12 protein-coding genes are annotated in these 16,329 nt (G+C 51.4%); 6 read left to right on the top strand and 6 right to left on the bottom strand.

What is annotated here, in order from left to right:
- Nucleotides 1-429: 429 nt before the first annotated feature.
- The 4 genes from ppnN to queF all read right to left on the bottom strand — a co-directional run bounded on the left by ppnN (nucleotide 430) and on the right by queF (nucleotide 6,850).
- On the bottom strand, nucleotides 430-1,794 hold the full coding sequence (ppnN, locus tag LQ901_RS01970) for a nucleotide 5'-monophosphate nucleosidase PpnN (protein WP_116545910.1): 1,365 nt from the start codon (nucleotides 1,792-1,794) through the stop codon (nucleotides 430-432).
- 131 nt (nucleotides 1,795-1,925) lie between these two features.
- The gene (locus LQ901_RS01975) at nucleotides 1,926-3,473 is read right to left on the bottom strand and encodes a diguanylate cyclase (protein ID WP_010864419.1); all 1,548 of its coding nucleotides are present in this window, start codon (nucleotides 3,471-3,473) and stop codon (nucleotides 1,926-1,928) included.
- 51 nt (nucleotides 3,474-3,524) lie between these two features.
- Nucleotides 3,525-5,867 (bottom strand): lipopolysaccharide assembly protein LapB, encoded by a 2,343-nt coding sequence (locus LQ901_RS01980; RefSeq protein ID WP_115150021.1) that lies wholly within the window; start codon nucleotides 5,865-5,867, stop codon nucleotides 3,525-3,527.
- Between the two features lie 119 nt (nucleotides 5,868-5,986).
- On the bottom strand, nucleotides 5,987-6,850 hold the full coding sequence (gene queF / locus LQ901_RS01985; protein WP_047708978.1) for an NADPH-dependent 7-cyano-7-deazaguanine reductase QueF: 864 nt from the start codon (nucleotides 6,848-6,850) through the stop codon (nucleotides 5,987-5,989).
- Between the two features lie 60 nt (nucleotides 6,851-6,910).
- Here queF and syd point away from each other — a divergent pair, with 60 nt between their 5' ends.
- On the top strand, nucleotides 6,911-7,477 hold the full coding sequence (gene syd, locus LQ901_RS01990; protein ID WP_010864416.1) for a SecY-interacting protein: 567 nt from the start codon (nucleotides 6,911-6,913) through the stop codon (nucleotides 7,475-7,477).
- A gap of 106 nt (nucleotides 7,478-7,583) precedes the next feature.
- Here the strand turns inward: syd and LQ901_RS01995 are convergent, their stop codons facing one another.
- Together LQ901_RS01995 and LQ901_RS02000 are read right to left on the bottom strand one after the other, a co-directional pair.
- Complete coding sequence (locus LQ901_RS01995) at nucleotides 7,584-7,868, bottom strand: hypothetical protein (RefSeq protein WP_084977621.1); 285 nt, start codon at nucleotides 7,866-7,868, stop codon at nucleotides 7,584-7,586.
- Between the two features lie 2,006 nt (nucleotides 7,869-9,874).
- Nucleotides 9,875-10,912, bottom strand: coding sequence for a DUF3549 family protein (locus LQ901_RS02000; protein ID WP_152136436.1), 1,038 nt, complete (start codon nucleotides 10,910-10,912; stop codon nucleotides 9,875-9,877).
- Between the two features lie 108 nt (nucleotides 10,913-11,020).
- Between LQ901_RS02000 and LQ901_RS02005 the strand changes: the two genes are divergently transcribed.
- The 5 genes from LQ901_RS02005 to epd all read left to right on the top strand — a co-directional run bounded on the left by LQ901_RS02005 (nucleotide 11,021) and on the right by epd (nucleotide 16,262).
- Nucleotides 11,021-11,344, top strand: coding sequence for a YqcC family protein (locus tag LQ901_RS02005; RefSeq protein ID WP_010864412.1), 324 nt, complete (start codon nucleotides 11,021-11,023; stop codon nucleotides 11,342-11,344).
- A complete protein-coding gene (gene truC / locus LQ901_RS02010) occupies nucleotides 11,344-12,177 on the top strand; it encodes a tRNA pseudouridine(65) synthase TruC (protein WP_010864411.1) in 834 nt (277 codons plus the stop codon). Before LQ901_RS02005 ends, truC begins: the two co-directional genes overlap by 1 nt.
- 63 nt (nucleotides 12,178-12,240) lie before the next feature.
- Nucleotides 12,241-12,687: a flavodoxin gene (locus LQ901_RS02015; protein WP_010864410.1), complete on the top strand. Its 447-nt coding sequence runs from the start codon at nucleotides 12,241-12,243 to the stop codon at nucleotides 12,685-12,687.
- Nucleotides 12,688-12,944: 257 nt separating this feature from the next.
- Nucleotides 12,945-14,942: a transketolase gene (tkt, locus tag LQ901_RS02020; RefSeq protein WP_152136916.1), complete on the top strand. Its 1,998-nt coding sequence runs from the start codon at nucleotides 12,945-12,947 to the stop codon at nucleotides 14,940-14,942.
- Between the two features lie 306 nt (nucleotides 14,943-15,248).
- A complete protein-coding gene (gene epd / locus LQ901_RS02025) occupies nucleotides 15,249-16,262 on the top strand; it encodes an erythrose-4-phosphate dehydrogenase (protein WP_010864408.1) in 1,014 nt (337 codons plus the stop codon).
- Nucleotides 16,263-16,329: the final 67 nt, after the last annotated feature.

The following is a 16,329-nucleotide window of genomic DNA, read 5'->3' on the forward strand; positions in this document are numbered from 1 at the left end:
ATGTCCTTTCTACTTGAAGTAGCCGCGGTGTTGGCGATGTTCGTGCACCCCAATCACAGCGTTTACCTATGCGTATGGGAATGCACTCACTTGCCACCTACCTACAACTCCACGTTGTTTGGGTATAATTCCCTGTTGCTAAGCGTTGCTCTGCTAGCAGGGAAAAGAGAGCGGTTGGTCAGGTTAATCAAAAACATGGCAGCCGTCAGGCTGTCGTCATTCGTTGATGGTACTTGAGCGCGGCATGGTAGCGCAAATAAGGCTGGGAAAAGGATAGGGCCAGATAACGGCGAATAACCGCAGGTGGGGGGATAAAAAACGCAGCGTATCGTGAAAGATGACGCTGCGTTTATCCGTTGTGCGGCAATGATAGCGATATAGGGAAAACCCCGTAGAGCGCGACACCAGCCAGCGGCGCGCGACTAGCGGTTATTTCAATATTTCATAGCAAGGCACGTAGGCGCTGCCCGGCAGTTTCATCCGGTGCTGGTGGACAAAACTTTCCAGCAATTGATCCATATCCTGCATCAGTTGCTTATCACCATCTATCTGATACGGGCCGAATTTCTCGATAGCTTGGATCCCTTTATCTTTAACGTTACCAGCTACAATGCCGGAGAACGCACGGCGAAGATCTGCGGCTAATTCAGCGGCCGGCTGTGCCAGATGCAGATTAAGCTGACGCATATTCTCGTGGCTCGGCTCAAACGGCTGCTGGAATGCATCATCAATTTTCAGTGACCAGTTGAAGCTGTAAGCATCGCCCGTTTGCATGCGGTGTTCTTTCACCGCCGGCATGCCTTCTTTCATGATTTGCGCCACTTTCACCGGATTATCGACCACGATTTGGTAACGCGCTTGCGCCTCAGGGCCCAAGGTTTTGCCAATGAAGGCATCCAAGGTGCGAAAATAAGCTTCGCTCTGTTTCGGGCCGGTGAGCACAATCGGCATTGGCTGCTCGCGGTTATCCGGATGCAGCATGATGCCGAGGATATACAGCAGCTCTTCAGCCGTACCGACGCCACCCGGGAAGATGATGATGCCGTGGCCCATACGCACAAAGGCTTCCAAACGCTTTTCGATATCCGGCAGGATCACCAGCTCGGTCACCAGTGGGTTAGGCGGCTCAGCGGCAATAATCGACGGCTCGGTAATGCCTAAGAAGCGGCCGGTTTTGATGCGCTGCTTTGCATGCCCAACCGCGGCGCCTTTCATTGGCGCTTCCATCGCGCCAGGGCCACAACCGGTGCAAATATTCAGGTCACGCAAGCCAAGCTCATGGCCGACCATACGGGCGTACTGGTATTCGCCTTCATTGATTGAGTGGCCGCCCCAGCACACCACCATGTTCGGGTATTCGCCAGTGTGCAACACCTTGGCGTTACGCAGCAAAGCGAACACCAGATTGGTGATATGCACAGAGTCTTTTTGCAGCTGTTGTTGCAGGTGTGGCATCGCGGCCAGCTGGCCGTTTACAAACAGAATATCGCGCAGCACCGCAAACAGGTGTTCGTGCAGACCGCGGATAATTTTACCGTCGACAAACGCGGTTTCCGGCGGATTGATCAATTCGAGTTTAACGCCGCGCTCACGGCGCACCACGTTGATGTCGAAACTGCTGTGTTTGGCCAGAAGCTCCTTGCTGTTATCGGTCTGGCTACCCGAGTTCAGTACTGCGAGGGAGCAGTTACGAAACAGTTGATACAGCTCGCTGGACGCGGTGCGTTTGAGCATGTCCACTTCGAGCTGGGAAAGTTGATCCATCGTACCGATGGGATTGAGGTGAGTAATCAAGAATGCCTCCTTTCAATTGAAAACGACAGCAACCTGATAGTGAGGCGTATTCACTTTACATGTTGTGTACGGCAACCTAAGCGAGATTGCCGTACCGACACGTTAGCCTGCGCGGCCGGTGATGCCAACTCTCAATGTATGAAGATTTGATTTCGGCCGTTGTTTTTCGCGTGGTACAACGCCTTATCCGCTCGCTCTTGCCAAGTGCTGATGGTGTCACCACTTTGCAACTCACTGGCGCCGAGCGACACTGTGATGGAGACTTTGTCAGCGTGGAACTTAAATGGCAACTGGCTGATTTTCTCGCGGATCTCTTCGAGCTTGATGCTCAGTTCGTCCGGCGACATATCCGAGATCAGCAAGGCAAACTCTTCGCCACCGAAACGGGCGATAAAGTCAGTTTCGCGCAGCGATTGTTGAATGGCGCGCGCAATGATTTTTAACGCTTTATCGCCGGCCAGATGCCCATAAGTATCGTTCAGATCTTTAAAGCGGTCGATATCCACCATGACAAACCACAGCGGCTGCTGATAGCGCTGCCAGCGTTTGTACTCCAAATCCAAACGCTCTTGCAGCGCAGCTCGGTTGTACACTTTGGTCAGATGATCGAGGAATAGCCGGTGCTGTTGATCGAGCAAGCGATTACGGTAATCAGTGGTCTGCTCGATGATGGCGCACAGGCGTCCTTCGTTGCTTTGTGAACGCTCGATGGAGCTGTACATCTGCTGACACAAGCGATGGTGACGCTCGGTAATGCTGCGCAGTTGCTGCAAGGCAAATTGCACCTGTTCGCCGGAGAGATTCGGTGCGCGCTCCAGCAATTGCAGGGTGTCTTGCATCTCGCGGTTCAAGCCTTGCATCCCTTTGTGGTCGCTGTAGGCCGATTCCATCGATTTATTCATGCTTTGATGCAAGGCGCTTAAATCATCGTTCAGTGCCGCCAGAAAACGGCGCGATAAACGTCGCTCAGTGCGGGTGCCTTGCAAAATCAGCTCGATGATTTCAAAGCTGTAGTGCACCAATTGCTGCACGCTGGTACCAATCAGCAGCTGATTGCGGATCTCGAGCAGACGCTCACCGGCATCAGAGTCAAAATCCAGTTCGGAGATCAGGTGTTGCAGCTCATCAGACATTTTTTGCAGCGTGTCTTGCTGCAGGGCTGCTGGTGCAGGGCGCGCATCTTGCTGATCGCCTAATGAGGCCAGCAAGCGAATAGCGCGCTCAGAGAGACTCAAGATCCGCTCGATGCGATCAATTTGCTCTGGATTTTGCTGGCGATCGAGCAGCATCACCACATCTTGGCGCAGCTGCGGTGGCAGCGCGGCGGTGGCTTTCAGACATTCGGCGGTATGCAGCACCGCTTCATTGATGCGTTTGTTATGGGTCAGACGCTGCTGGCTGTATTTAAATGCCAGACGCTCTAGCAGAGCCAGACGGGGGATCATCAACGAGGTGTCTTTGGTGCGATCGAGATCGATTCGGATGTCGGTCAACAAGCGATCCAGCTCGCTGTCCGATCCTTCCAGTGATTGCGCCAGTCGGCCCAATACCCGACGTAACAATTCACTTTCCCGCATGCTTTTGCGTGACAGTTGCTGATAGTGATCCTGAATTTGAGCCAGTTGCCGGTGTAAATCAGTCATGCTATCCATCGCCTGAGCCTGCGGAGTTTGAGTCATAGATTTAGCCTGTTAATGTTGACAGAATATACCGCTAATTCACCGCATTGACTATTCACCCACTGTGGCCAGCCTCGCAGGAGTGTGAGCTGGCGACGAGTATTGTGCCAGTAAGGTGACCCAGTCGACCGGATTGGGGGTATCGGAATGGGCAACTTTAATCAGCCCGCGCCGGATAGCGTCCAGACAGGCAACATACAGATCCCCTTGGAAACACGCCGGAGTGGCGGTCGGGATCGGTAACAACATCACCCAATGGTTCTGGTCATATTGCTGATTAAGTTGTGCGGCTGCGGTTTGCGCCAATTGTAACACGTTAAGCAATTCTGGTAACTGTACGCCACTGATTGCCCGTGGCAGCAGTGGGTAGTGGCAGGCACCAATACTGATTTGTCCGGCCGGCGCTTTGTACTGCGGGAATTGCTCGCAGGTGCGCAACAGGTACTCGGCAAACTCTTCCGGTGACGGGCTCACATCACCCGGCTCGACATATAAAAAGCCGCTGTCATTCAGATGGAACAGCTGTCCACGGCTGCCTAAGGTTGCTTGCAGGTAGTCGCCAAGCTCGCCTTCGAGTTTCACAATGGCTTGATAACTGAAATCAGGTCGTAACCGTAGTTCAGTTAACCAATTTAGGCGGATCAGCGCCACTTTCAGGCGTAAATCTTTAAACGGGTTGTCGTCCAACACGTTGGTCTGCTCGCCCGTGATTGCTTGTTCGCACAAGCGCACCGTGCCTTGTAAGTAACCCGGTAGCGTGGCATTTAGCTTGCGCTGATTGGCCAAGTGAGTACGTGGATGACTAAAACCGATTTTGCGGTTACGACTCAGAGCGCCACGATAAGCGGAAGTGACAATCATGAAGTAACACATGGCGACAACCGCCACTAATATGGCACAGAGCAGTAATTGATTAAGTTTGCGGCCACGTGAATATTGCCGCTCCAGTGACTGGTAGCTGGCTTGTAATTCATGATTGGTATTAATTTTGTCAATCAACTGCTCATGCTGTAGCAGGGTTTCGGCATTGAACTCGACTTGTTGCGAACGAATCTGTTCGAGTAATTTAACTTTATCCTGTAAATACGCATTTTCCTGATTACGATTACCTATTTTCTGATAACCTTGAATCAATAATGAATATGCATATTTACGCAAGCTCAGGTCGTCGGGTGGTGTTTCTTTTAACCCCTCATTGATGACACTTAATGCTGGTTTTATTTTATCGCTACGCAGTAAATATTCGCCTTTCAATAGCAAATAGACCGGGTGTAGCAATGGGCCCGCTTTTTTATCTGCGCTAATGATGTTATCAACCTGATCGATATATTCTTTGGCTTTTTCTAACTCGTTTAACTGTAAATAAACAAACGCCGTGCCGAGTTTAATATCAATCAACTTTCCTGGATTGGGGGCTGTATTGGCCAGATCAATGGCATTGAGGTAATTGACCAACGCCAAATTAGGGCGATCTTCATAGCTGTGGATATGACCAATCAGCTTTAATGCACTCGCCAGGCTGCTTTTTTCACCCACTTTTTCATAAAATCCCGCGGCGCGCGAGGCATAGTTCAAGGCCAGTGAGTAGCCGCCATACGTGACATAGAAGTTAGCCAGTTGCAATTGGGCATCGGCCACCAAATCGTCTTCTCGATGCGCAATGGCGAGGCCCATCGCGGTCATTAATGCTTCTTGTGTGGCATTGCGATGTTGCAACAGAGTATTTAGACGACTTTCTGCCAAGTAATATTCAATTTTTAAGCGCGGTTCACTGACTTTATTCAGTAGCGCGTGCGCATCGTGCAGATATGCCTGAATTTGTGGAATGCTGCCTTTTTGGTGTGAAGGCGAGAGCGTATCGAGGTAAATCGATGCCATCAGCAGCTGATATTGCACCTGCACACTGGCAGATAAGTGCGTTAAATTTTGCGTTAGGTGGGATTGCGCCAGTGTCTGTAACGCAGTTTGGGGATTACCGGTTTGTAACCAAAGATACTGCGCCTTGAGCAATGTGGCTTTGGCTTGGATATGCGAGTTATTGAGGTTCTTCGCCAGTTGCATCAGGTAATCTAGCGTTTTTAAGGCGCCGCGGCGATTTCCGGTTTTGTTTTGTGCTTGGCTTTTTAGCAACAGCGCCTGAAGCATATTTTCGCGGCTTTGTTGCAGGTATTGTAGGCTCAGGTTACGCACCGAATTACTGGCGGTCAGGCCGCGATCAGGCTTCTCAATGTACGCATTGAGTTTTTCCAGCGCCAGCGCTGGGTCTGTTTTTAACAGTTCTTCTGCCTGAACTAATTCCGGCGTCGGCTCATACGTTGATAAATCATCAAGGGATATGGCATAGCTACCGGTAGAAAAAAAAGAGAACAACAGAAGAAAAAAAACACGCCACATCGCAAATATCTTAGTTATTTGTTAAGAGTAAATTGATTTTTTTATTGGCTAAAATAATTATTCTTAGTGTAACGGATGCGGTATCTGAAACCAAGCATACCGCATCGTGAACGATCACATTACTGACGCGCCAAACGGCGGTTTTGCGCCGGCATCGCTTCCCAATCAGAGCGGAACGGATTGATATCTAATCCACCGCGGCGGGTATAGCGCGCAAACACGGTCAGTTTTTCAGGCGCGCAAAAACGTTTGAGATCGGTAAAGATCCGCTCAACGCACTGCTCATGAAACTCATTATGGCTACGGAACGAGATCAAATAGCGGAGCAGGGCTTCGCGATTAATCTGCGGGCCGCGATAATGAATGCTGACAGAGCCCCAATCCGGCTGACGGGTGATCAGGCAGTTAGACTTAAGCAAATGGCTGACCAGTGTTTCTTCAACCACGGGCATTGGCTCACCGTTGGCTTGGCTGGCAGCACCTTGCAGATAATCGGCATTGAAATGGTAGTCATCAATGACGATATCCTGCTCATCAATACATTCGCCAGGGAAATCGGCAATCGCTTGACCTGGATAGGCATCCACGCGGTGCAGCAGCACTTTTACGTCACCCTCAGCGCACTGGCTCAGATCGCGTTGTAAGGTGGCCGCCACGCTTTCCCAATCGGCAAAACGGGTCTGGTTAAAGCTGTTCAGGTACAGCTTAAAGCTTTTCGACTCCACCAGATTGCGGCTGGTGGCCGGAATATACACATCGCCGATGGCCACTTGTGGCACACCGTTATTGTTCAGCCATGACAATTCATACAACGTCCACAGATCGGCACCCGAAAAAGGCAACGAGCCGGTCAGCTGCAGGTCGTCGCGATTGAGCGCTCGCGGTACCGGTTGCAGCAACTGCGGGTTGTATTGATCACAGTAGTCCGTGGATTTTCCCAGCGTTAATCCCTGCAGCGCCGGATCATTGTGGTATTTGGTCATGATTTCTGCTCAGTGTCGGTTACAATATCTGGCAGTTTACCCCAAATTCTGAGTAAGACGATGCGAGATCAAGTGCAACAGCAAGTGATAGATGCCCTGCAACAGTTAAATCTGCGCTATGAGCAGTGTTGGCAGAATAACATGCAAACGCTGCCGCAGAGTGTCAGTTTGTGCGATATTTCATCACCTTGTGTGGTGTCTCAGGATAGTGAGCGGGTGTATTGGCAGCCACAACCGCGTTGTCAGGACATCAACCTACAGGCCGTCGAACAGGCACTCGATATTCAAATTCGAGAGGATATCCACGCCTATTTCAGCGCCCAGTTTGCCGCCGATATGGCCGTGAATTGGCAGAATCATGCCCTGATTTTGTTGCAGGTCTGGAACGAAGAGGATTGGTCTCGTTTACAGGAAAATCTGATTGGGCATCTGGTGGCACAGCGGCAGCGAAAATGCACGCCAACCTTATTTGTTGCGCTGACCGATGATGATAACCAGATAGTGTCGGTCTGTAACCTCACTGGCGCGGTAGTTCTTGAGCGTCTGGGTAGTAGCGAGCACACGGTGCTGGCTGACAATTTGGTCGCCTTTTTGGGCAGTTTGCAGCCGCGTATCGCTGAGCTGTAAGTGCCTGATGGTTATGTCTAGAATCGAGATGTAACCTGCTATGCGCAGCGGTTGGCGTGAGGTCGGTTGTTACCTAACGCCAACGTGCTGTTGTCTCAGTCTACGCTTATTGCGTATTTTGGGCTGACAGGAGCGTAGTTAACTGCGCTTGTAGCGTCGCAACCTGCTGCTCTAACTGGCTTACACGCTCCGCAAGTGTTGGCTCAGTCGTTGCCGCCGCAGGCGTTGCGAGCGGATTATGGCCGGCTTTATCGCGCGCTAGTACACTGACAATCACCGGCAGTGGGACTGGCTGGCTGAGACGGCTTTTCAGCAGGGCTACCGAAGGCTGTTTTCCCTCGGCTTTTAGCTGCTGTAATACTTGCTCCAGTTCGCGGCTTACATCATTCATCGCTTTTCCTTTCCTTATCTCGATCTTGCGTGCACGTCGCTCGTTCAGTCTTCTTTATATAACGCTTCTTTATGTAACGCTTCTTTATCTAACAAAAAAGCCCTTACCCCATGATCGTTAATCGCATCATCACGCGCATCGTGGGTTGTATGGGTCTGAACGTGGCCAGTGTTGCTGCAAAACGTCAATCAAGGTCTAGATCAAAATAGACATTATGTCGATTTTGGCGTTTAGCAGTGCGTGCTCAATTTAGCGAATTGTGCCAATGGGGTTGACTTATTCTAAAACCGATTCAGCAAGTTGCGATATTAGCTATGTGCTTTGTAAGATATTTCCTACAGTAGTTGTGCGAGTTATGGAACGGGTTTTGACCGGTTACTGCGCTATGTAAAAAGCGTTTTTAATATAATTCAATTAGTTAATTTGTATGTTTTGCGTAGTAATCGAATACATCACACATAACTATTTGATATATCGCTTGTGAAAACTATGCAGAAAGGTAGTCTTAAGGGCGTCGGCAGGAAGCAAGCATAACGACAAGGATAACCACGGATGCGGTGGCTGTTTCAGGATGAAAAAGCCGGAATTCAGGATGAGTTCACGTGATCAGGATATCTCAAGGATGCTGCAGTAATGCAGATGCAACCGGTAAGGATGCGGGTTGGTTAAGGATGACAACGGACTTCTTCGGGATGAAGAATCAGGATGCGCCTCAGGATGAGGAAGTGGATACTTCAGGATGAAGTCAGGGACACCTCCAGGATGGAGAAGTGAGCCGGAATAAGGACAGTACGGCGACGCAAGGACGGTACAAGGACGATTGTCAGGACGACAAAAGGACAGCTTCACGGATTGAAGAGCATAAAGGACAAGCCATAGGATATGGTGAGATTCACGGAGTGATGCAGGGAGCACACTTTGCAGCAGGATGGCTGTAGCAAGACCTGAGAGGGGTATCGTTTCGACGATACCCCTTTCTTCTTATATAAGTTTCTCATGCAAGTTTCTTATGTGAGGGATACTGAGGCTGTCCATTGGCTTTTGCGCTGTGGTTGGCATTCGCGGTGCGGCATTGACTGACGTGAGTACCGGTCTTTTTTTACGTCATAGCCAATTGCATTTTTATACATAAAGTTCACATCACCGCACGGCCCTTGCGCTGGGCTGTGAGCAGAGGCGCATTGCCCTTCTTCAGTGCACTTCCTGCCAGTTTGCGGATTGTTTTGCAACAACCGCCGTCAGTTTCGACATTTCTTGTTGTACAAATAGTGCACTTGTCACACAAAAAATCAGTAAATGCGGACAAAAGTCCTTGACAAGTTACCGGTAACGTTGTTTTGCTGTTTGCGATATCTCTGCTGAATTTGTGCGAGATATCCTACACGCAGTGTGGGATTATCCTCATTTGTGCTGTGCTTTTTATCGTTTGCTTTTTTATCTAATTTGTTTTTAATCATGCAGTTAAGATATTTATTCTCACGAAACATCCAGAAATGTTTGGCGCTGTAAGCGCACAGTGGATTGAGAAGAGAATAAAAGGGGATATGATTAATTCATCGAACGGATATCGATGTCTTCAGGAAGAAGACGTATGGCGGAGCCCATACAGGATTGGACACCCGAAGGATTCGGGCCTCGTTTACCGGATTGTAAACGTATCAGGATGATGCAGGACACATTTCAGGATGAAATGAGGATGCAGCCTCAGGACGAGGGAGCGGATGCTTTAAGGATAAAGCAAAGGACACCTCCAGGACGGAGATGGACGTCAGACAAGAAGTCTGACCGCATAGGGATGGCCAAGGAAGATAACCGGGAAGGTTAAAAGGACAGCTCCACGGATGCGGAGAACCCGAGAAGGACTCAGCCAACGGATTTGGCGGTATCACGGAATGATGCAGGGAGCACCGATTCGCAGCAGGATCAGCTGTAGCAAGACCAGGAAGGGGCACCATACGGTGCCCCTTTCTCTTTTCTCTCTTAATCTAATTCGCTTTATTCTCGACTTATTCTGCTCTGAGCTGCAGTTGTTGCTGTAATGCGGTTAACGCATCAATCAGCGCACGTGGCGCACTTTCGCTTTGTAGCATGGCAAAAATCTGGCTACGCAAAAATGGCTGGGTGATCACTTCTGGGTATAGCCGACCAAACAGTGGTGATCCCGCTAACGCTTCCAGATACACCGGCAAGATCTGTGGATCGCTCAAGCGGTGGATCAAGCGCGCGGTTAGCACGATCAACCAGGCATTCACATCGGCTTGGCGTAATTGCTGCGTGATAAAATCGCGGATCTCCGGCAGATCCGGCGCGTAGGCCAATGCACGTAACAGTAATAGGCGGCTTTCAGTATCGGCCTCAGGGTTTTGATGCTGTAAGTGCTGGCGTTGTAATAAGACTTGCGCCATCTCGCGGCTAATATCACTTTGCTCCAAGCACAAACAGATCCCTTGCAAGGCTTGCTCGGGTGCGTGAGCTAAGGCTTGGCACAGCAAGGCATGGTTTTGCTCTTGACCACAGCGCACCACCACATCCGCTAACCCTTGTAACCCGACACCGTGCCAATTTTCCCATCCTGCCTTGCCACTGAGATAAAATTGCGCATGCTCATAATAGCGGGAAGCGGGTTGGTGCAAATCTCGCGCTAGCAGCGCATGGAACATTGCCATCCGCTCAGGAGACGGTTGCCAGTGCTGCGGATGCTGCGCCAGTGCGTTTTTCTCCTCTTCGGTTTGCGGCTCGCGGCTGAGATCGGCACCGAGAGTATTAAGCAGCAGGCGCGCAAAACGAGCGCACTCTTCCGGGATCAGCAGTCCGCGCTCATCTAAATTAATCTGTAAAAACCAGATGGACGGTTCACTTTCGCTGGGGCGTTGGCAGCACAGTGCCAAATGCGCTTGGCCGCGCAGCGGATAAGGATAAGGGCGCTGTTGATTCTCGAGCATGCCGAAGGTAGCTAACGATAAAGGATACGGGCGACGGCCCAGATCGTAAAAACAGGCTTTTACCTGTGCGCGGGTGAGCAATTCTGTCAGGGCTGCAGTCATGGCGTCGTAGTCTTCGCGGGTTACGGTTGAGTCAGTAAACGTTAAATTATAGGGAGGTTCCGGGTTCAGTGGTATGCTTGGCCCCCATTTTTTACCGGAGGAAGGATTATGGAACGCGAGCAGCAAGTTCGTCAGTTGCTGGAGGATATCCGGCTGGTGATGATGGAATTGGCTTTGTGGCAGAAATTGCCGCCAGAGCCACAGGCTTTTCAGAGTGTCGAGCCGTTCAGTATCGATACCATGGAAGCGCAGGAGTGGTTGCAGTGGGTCTTTTTACCGCGCATGCATGCGTTGTTGGACGCTGGCGCGGGGTTACCGACTCGCTTTTCGATCACCCCGTATTTTGAAGAAGCGCTCAAAGAGCAGGAGCAGATTAGCCGGTTGCTGGCGCCACTGCGTGCGCTGGATGAACTACTCAATCAGGAAACCTAATGCACGATTTTTCTTCTTGCCCGGCCTCTGGCCCAGATAGCGCGCTGTTGCCGTCAGAGTCGATTGAGACCGCGTCCGATGCCGTGACCGAAAGCGCACCGGTACTGCCGGTGTTGTATCAGGATGAGCATATTATTGCCATCAACAAACCGGCCGGTTGGCTGGTGCACCGCAGCTGGCTTGACCGGCATGAAAAAGTGGTGGTGATGCAAACCGTGCGTGATCAGATTGGTCAGCATGTGTATACCGTGCACCGTCTGGATCGGCCAACTTCAGGCGTTTTGTTACTGGCGTTGTCCAGTGATGTGGCGCGTATCTTGAGCGGCATGTTCGAAACCCAGCAGATCAAGAAAACCTACCATGCGGTGGTGCGTGGCTATCTGACTGGGGAAGCGGAGCTGGATTATCCGTTGGTGGAAGAGCTGGACAAGATTGCTGATAAGTTTGCTAGCCAAGAGCGCACGGCGCAGCCGGCGGTTAGCCACTATCGCGGTTTGCAAACGGTCGAGATGCCGTATTCCGCAGGTCGTTACGCGACATCGCGCTACAGCTTGGTTGAGCTCCAGCCGAAAACTGGCCGTAAGCATCAGCTGCGTCGCCACATGAGCCATCTGCGTCATCCGATTATGGGCGATACCACCCATGGCGATCTTAAGCAAAATCGGGCGTTGAAAGAGCATTGTGGCGCTGGTCGCTTGATGTTGCATGCCAGCAGTTTGACTCTGCCGCATCCGGTAACCGGTGAATTGCTGCAGATTAACGCGCCGTGGGACGACACCTGGCAGAGCCTGATGCAACAATTTGGCTGGCCTGCGCAAAATCCTGTGACATAACCGGCTTGCACAAAACCCCACCACACGCCAAGATGAGTTAACTTTCATAACCAAGGGAACTCTATGGCTAGGGTGGGGATCTTTGTTGGCACCGTGTATGGCAATGCACAACTGGTGGCTGACGAGGCCGAACGGATTTTGCGTACCGCAGGGCATGATGCCAATATCTATGAGGAAGGCTCGCTGGAAGACTGGCAGCAATACCTCGAGGCTGTGGTACTGGTGGTGACATCCACCACCGGACAAGGTGATTTACCAGATACCATTGCGCCATTATATCTAGCCATGCAAGAGCCGGGGCTGTGGCAGCCAAGCTTGCGCTATGGCGTGATCGCATTAGGTGATAGTAGCTATGAAACCTTCTGCGGCGCCGGACGCAAGTTCGATGCTCTGCTGCAAGAGCAAGGTGCACAGCGGGTAATGAACCGTCTGGAATTGGACGCCACCGAACATCCCGAGCCAGAATTATCTGCTCGCTCGTGGATTGAAGCTTTCTCCAGCGCGCTATAGCGTTTCATTCTGCATTTTCGGTTGTTTTTGCCGCTCGCGTGGCGGGCGGCAGTGACTCCCCTCCATTACAGGTGGTTGTTTTTTCTACCTGCTGACTCGTTTAGTTAATCGATTTCCTGCAAAGAATCTGTAATTAGTCATATAAAACTGTGATCGCTAACACGTTATTCAGTCGGCGCTTGCCGTTTTAATGGCGACTCTGAGAAAATAGATCTCCGATTTCATTCTTCCGCCCTGCTAATCTCCAGGAGTAGAACATGCCTTCTCGCAAAGAACTTGCTAATGCCATCCGTGTACTGAGTATGGATGCAGTACAAAAAGCCAACTCTGGCCACCCAGGCGCCCCTATGGGGATGGCTGATATTGCCGAAGTTCTGTGGCGTGATTTTCTAAAGCACAACCCGAGCAACCCAGCTTGGGCTGATCGTGACCGTTTCGTGCTGTCTAACGGCCACGGCTCTATGCTGATTTACAGCCTGTTGCACCTGACCGGTTATGATCTGTCTATCGACGATCTGAAGCAATTCCGTCAGCTGCACTCTCGCACCCCAGGTCACCCTGAGTACGGTTACGCGCCAGGCGTAGAAACCACTACCGGTCCTCTGGGTCAGGGCATCACCAACGCCGTAGGTATGGCGATGGCTGAAAAAGCGTTGGCCGCGCAGTTTAACCGTCCTGGCCACGACATCGTTGACCACTTCACTTACTGCTTCCTGGGTGATGGCTGCCTGATGGAAGGTATTTCTCATGAAGCCTGCTCTCTGGCCGGTACTCTGGGTCTGGGCAAGCTGGTGGCGTTCTATGATGACAACGGTATCTCTATCGATGGTCACGTAGAAGGCTGGTTCACTGATGACACCGCCATGCGTTTCGAGTCTTACGGCTGGCACGTAGTGCGCGCGGTTGACGGTCACGATGCGGCAGCGATTAAAGCGGCAGTAGAAGAAGCGCAAGCGGTGACTGACAAGCCATCTCTGATCATCTGCAAAACCATCATCGGTTTTGGCTCACCGAACAAGTCTGGCTCCCACGATTGCCACGGTTCACCGTTGGGTGACAACGAAATTGCTGCGGCACGTGAGTTCCTGGGCTGGAAAGAAGCGCCGTTTGTTATTCCTGCAGATATCTACGCTGAGTGGGATGCCAAAGAGAAGGGCCAAGCACAAGAGCATAACTGGGATGCGAAATTTGCTGCGTACCGTGCTGCGTTCCCAGAACTGGCCGCTGAGTTTGAGCGCCGTGTAATCAAGGGCGAGCTGCCAGCAGATTGGGCGGAGAAATCTCAAGCCTTTATCGAGCACCTGCAAGCTAACCCAGCCAAGATTGCTAGCCGTAAAGCGTCACAAAACGCGCTGGAAGCGTTTGGTAAGCTGCTGCCAGAGTTCATGGGCGGCTCCGCTGACTTAGCGCCGTCTAACCTGACCATGTGGTCTGGCTCCAAGTCTCTGACTGGTGCTGACATGGGCGGTAACTACATCCATTACGGTGTGCGTGAATTTGGTATGTCCGCCATTATGAACGGTATCGCTCTGCACGGTGGTTTCATTCCATACGGCGCGACTTTCCTGATGTTCATGGAATATGCCCGTAACGCACTGCGTATGGCTGCCCTGATGAAGCAGCGTTCTATCTTCGTTTACACCCACGACTCTATCGGTCTGGGCGAAGATGGTCCTACTCACCAGCCGGTTGAGCAGATCGCTTCTCTGCGTCTGACACCAAACATGAGCACATGGCGTCCATGTGACCAAGTTGAGTCTGCGGTAGCGTGGAAATACGCGATTGAGCGTCAAGATGGTCCATCATCACTGATCTTCTCGCGTCAGAACCTGACTCAGATGGATCGCAGCAGCGAGCAGCTGGCTAATATCGCCCGCGGTGGTTATGTGCTGAAAGATTGCGCGGGTACGCCTGAGCTGATCTTCATCGCCACTGGCTCTGAAGTTGAGCTGGCTATGCAAGCGGCTGAGCAGCTGACTGCCGAAGGTCGTCAGGTGCGTGTCGTGTCTATGCCGGCTACTGACGTATTCGACAAGCAAGACGCCGCTTACCGTGAGTCTGTACTGCCAGCTGCAGTAACCGCGCGTGTTGCGGTAGAAGCGGGTATCGCTGACTTCTGGTACAAGTATGTGGGCTTCGGTGGCCGTATCGTGGGTATGACTACCTTCGGTGAGTCTGCACCGGCAGAGCTGCTGTTCAAAGAGTTCGGCTTCACCGTAGAAAACGTGGTAGCTAAAGCAAAAGAAATTCTGTAATCCAGTTTTCTTATCGTTATTGCTTAACAGCACTGCATAAAAACAAAAAGCTGCCTACGGGCGGCTTTTTTTATACCGGTTTTTTTATGTGGGCGATATGCGTTTTATATCCGTTATGGTTGAAAGGATGCGAGGGGCAAGAGACGAGAGCGAAGAGGCAAAGCGCGAGCAGTAAAAAAATGTCTGCTCGCTGGGTAAAATCATGGCAGATTGCCAGTCTAATCAATTTCATCAGACAATAGATCCCGCATACTCAAGGTTTTGCTTCCTGCCGGAAGACCTCTGTTTAAAGGACACCCCATAATTATGACTATCCGTGTGGCAATTAACGGCTTTGGCCGGATCGGACGCAGCGTTCTGCGCGCGCTGTACGAAAGTGGAAAACGCGAACAGATGCAGGTAGTGGCGATTAATGAACTCGCCGCACCGGAAGGGATCGCACATTTGTTGCAATACGATTCGACCCATGGACGATTTTCGCGTTCGGTTTGCATTGATGGCGAGACATTAGATGTAGATGGTGATACGATTCAGCTACTGCATATCCGCGAACTTGAACAACTGCCGTGGGCAGAATTGCAGGTGGATGTGGTGCTCGATTGTACCGGTAAATTTGGTAGTCGTGCCGATGGCGAAGCGCATTTGCGCGCCGGTGCTGGCAAGGTGCTGTTCTCGCATCCGGCGGATACCGATATCGATGCGACGGTCATTTATGGCGTGAACCATCAGTTGCTGAAAGCCAGCGACCGGATCGTCTCCAACGGCTCGTGTACCACTAACTGCATCGTGCCGATTATTAAAGTGCTGGATGAAACTTTCGGCATTGATTCGGGCACGGTAACCACCATTCACTCGGCGATGCATGATCAGCCGGTGATTGATGCATACCACAGTGACCTGCGCCGGACTCGCGCGGCGGGTCAGTCTATCATTCCGGTAGACACCAAACTGGCGCGCGGGATTGGTCGGATTTTTCCGAAATTTTCCGACAGGTTTGAAGCCATCGCTGTGCGGGTGCCCACAATAAACGTCACCGCGATGGATTTAAGTGTGACCTTGAGCACGGATGTGAAAGTTTGCAACGTAAACCACGCCCTCGCGCAGGCAGCGCAAGGGGTATTACGTGGTATAGTGGATTATACGGAAGCGCCGTTAGTCTCAATTGATTTTAACCACGACAGCCACAGCGCTATCGTGGACGGGACACAAACCCGGGTGAGCGGTACGCGTCTGGTGAAGACGCTGGTTTGGTGTGATAACGAATGGGGTTTTGCTAATCGCATGCTCGATACCACGCTGGCCATGGCTACAGCCCGGTGACTCGCGAAGAGTGAACGGAAACTGACTGATTGTTTAGGTGTCGGCCACACACGCTGATGGTCGGCAT

Origin of the sequence: Plesiomonas sp. PI-19, assembly GCF_021368255.1 — a bacterium.
Lineage (GTDB): Bacteria > Pseudomonadota > Gammaproteobacteria > Enterobacterales > CAMTGL01 > Plesiomonas > Plesiomonas shigelloides.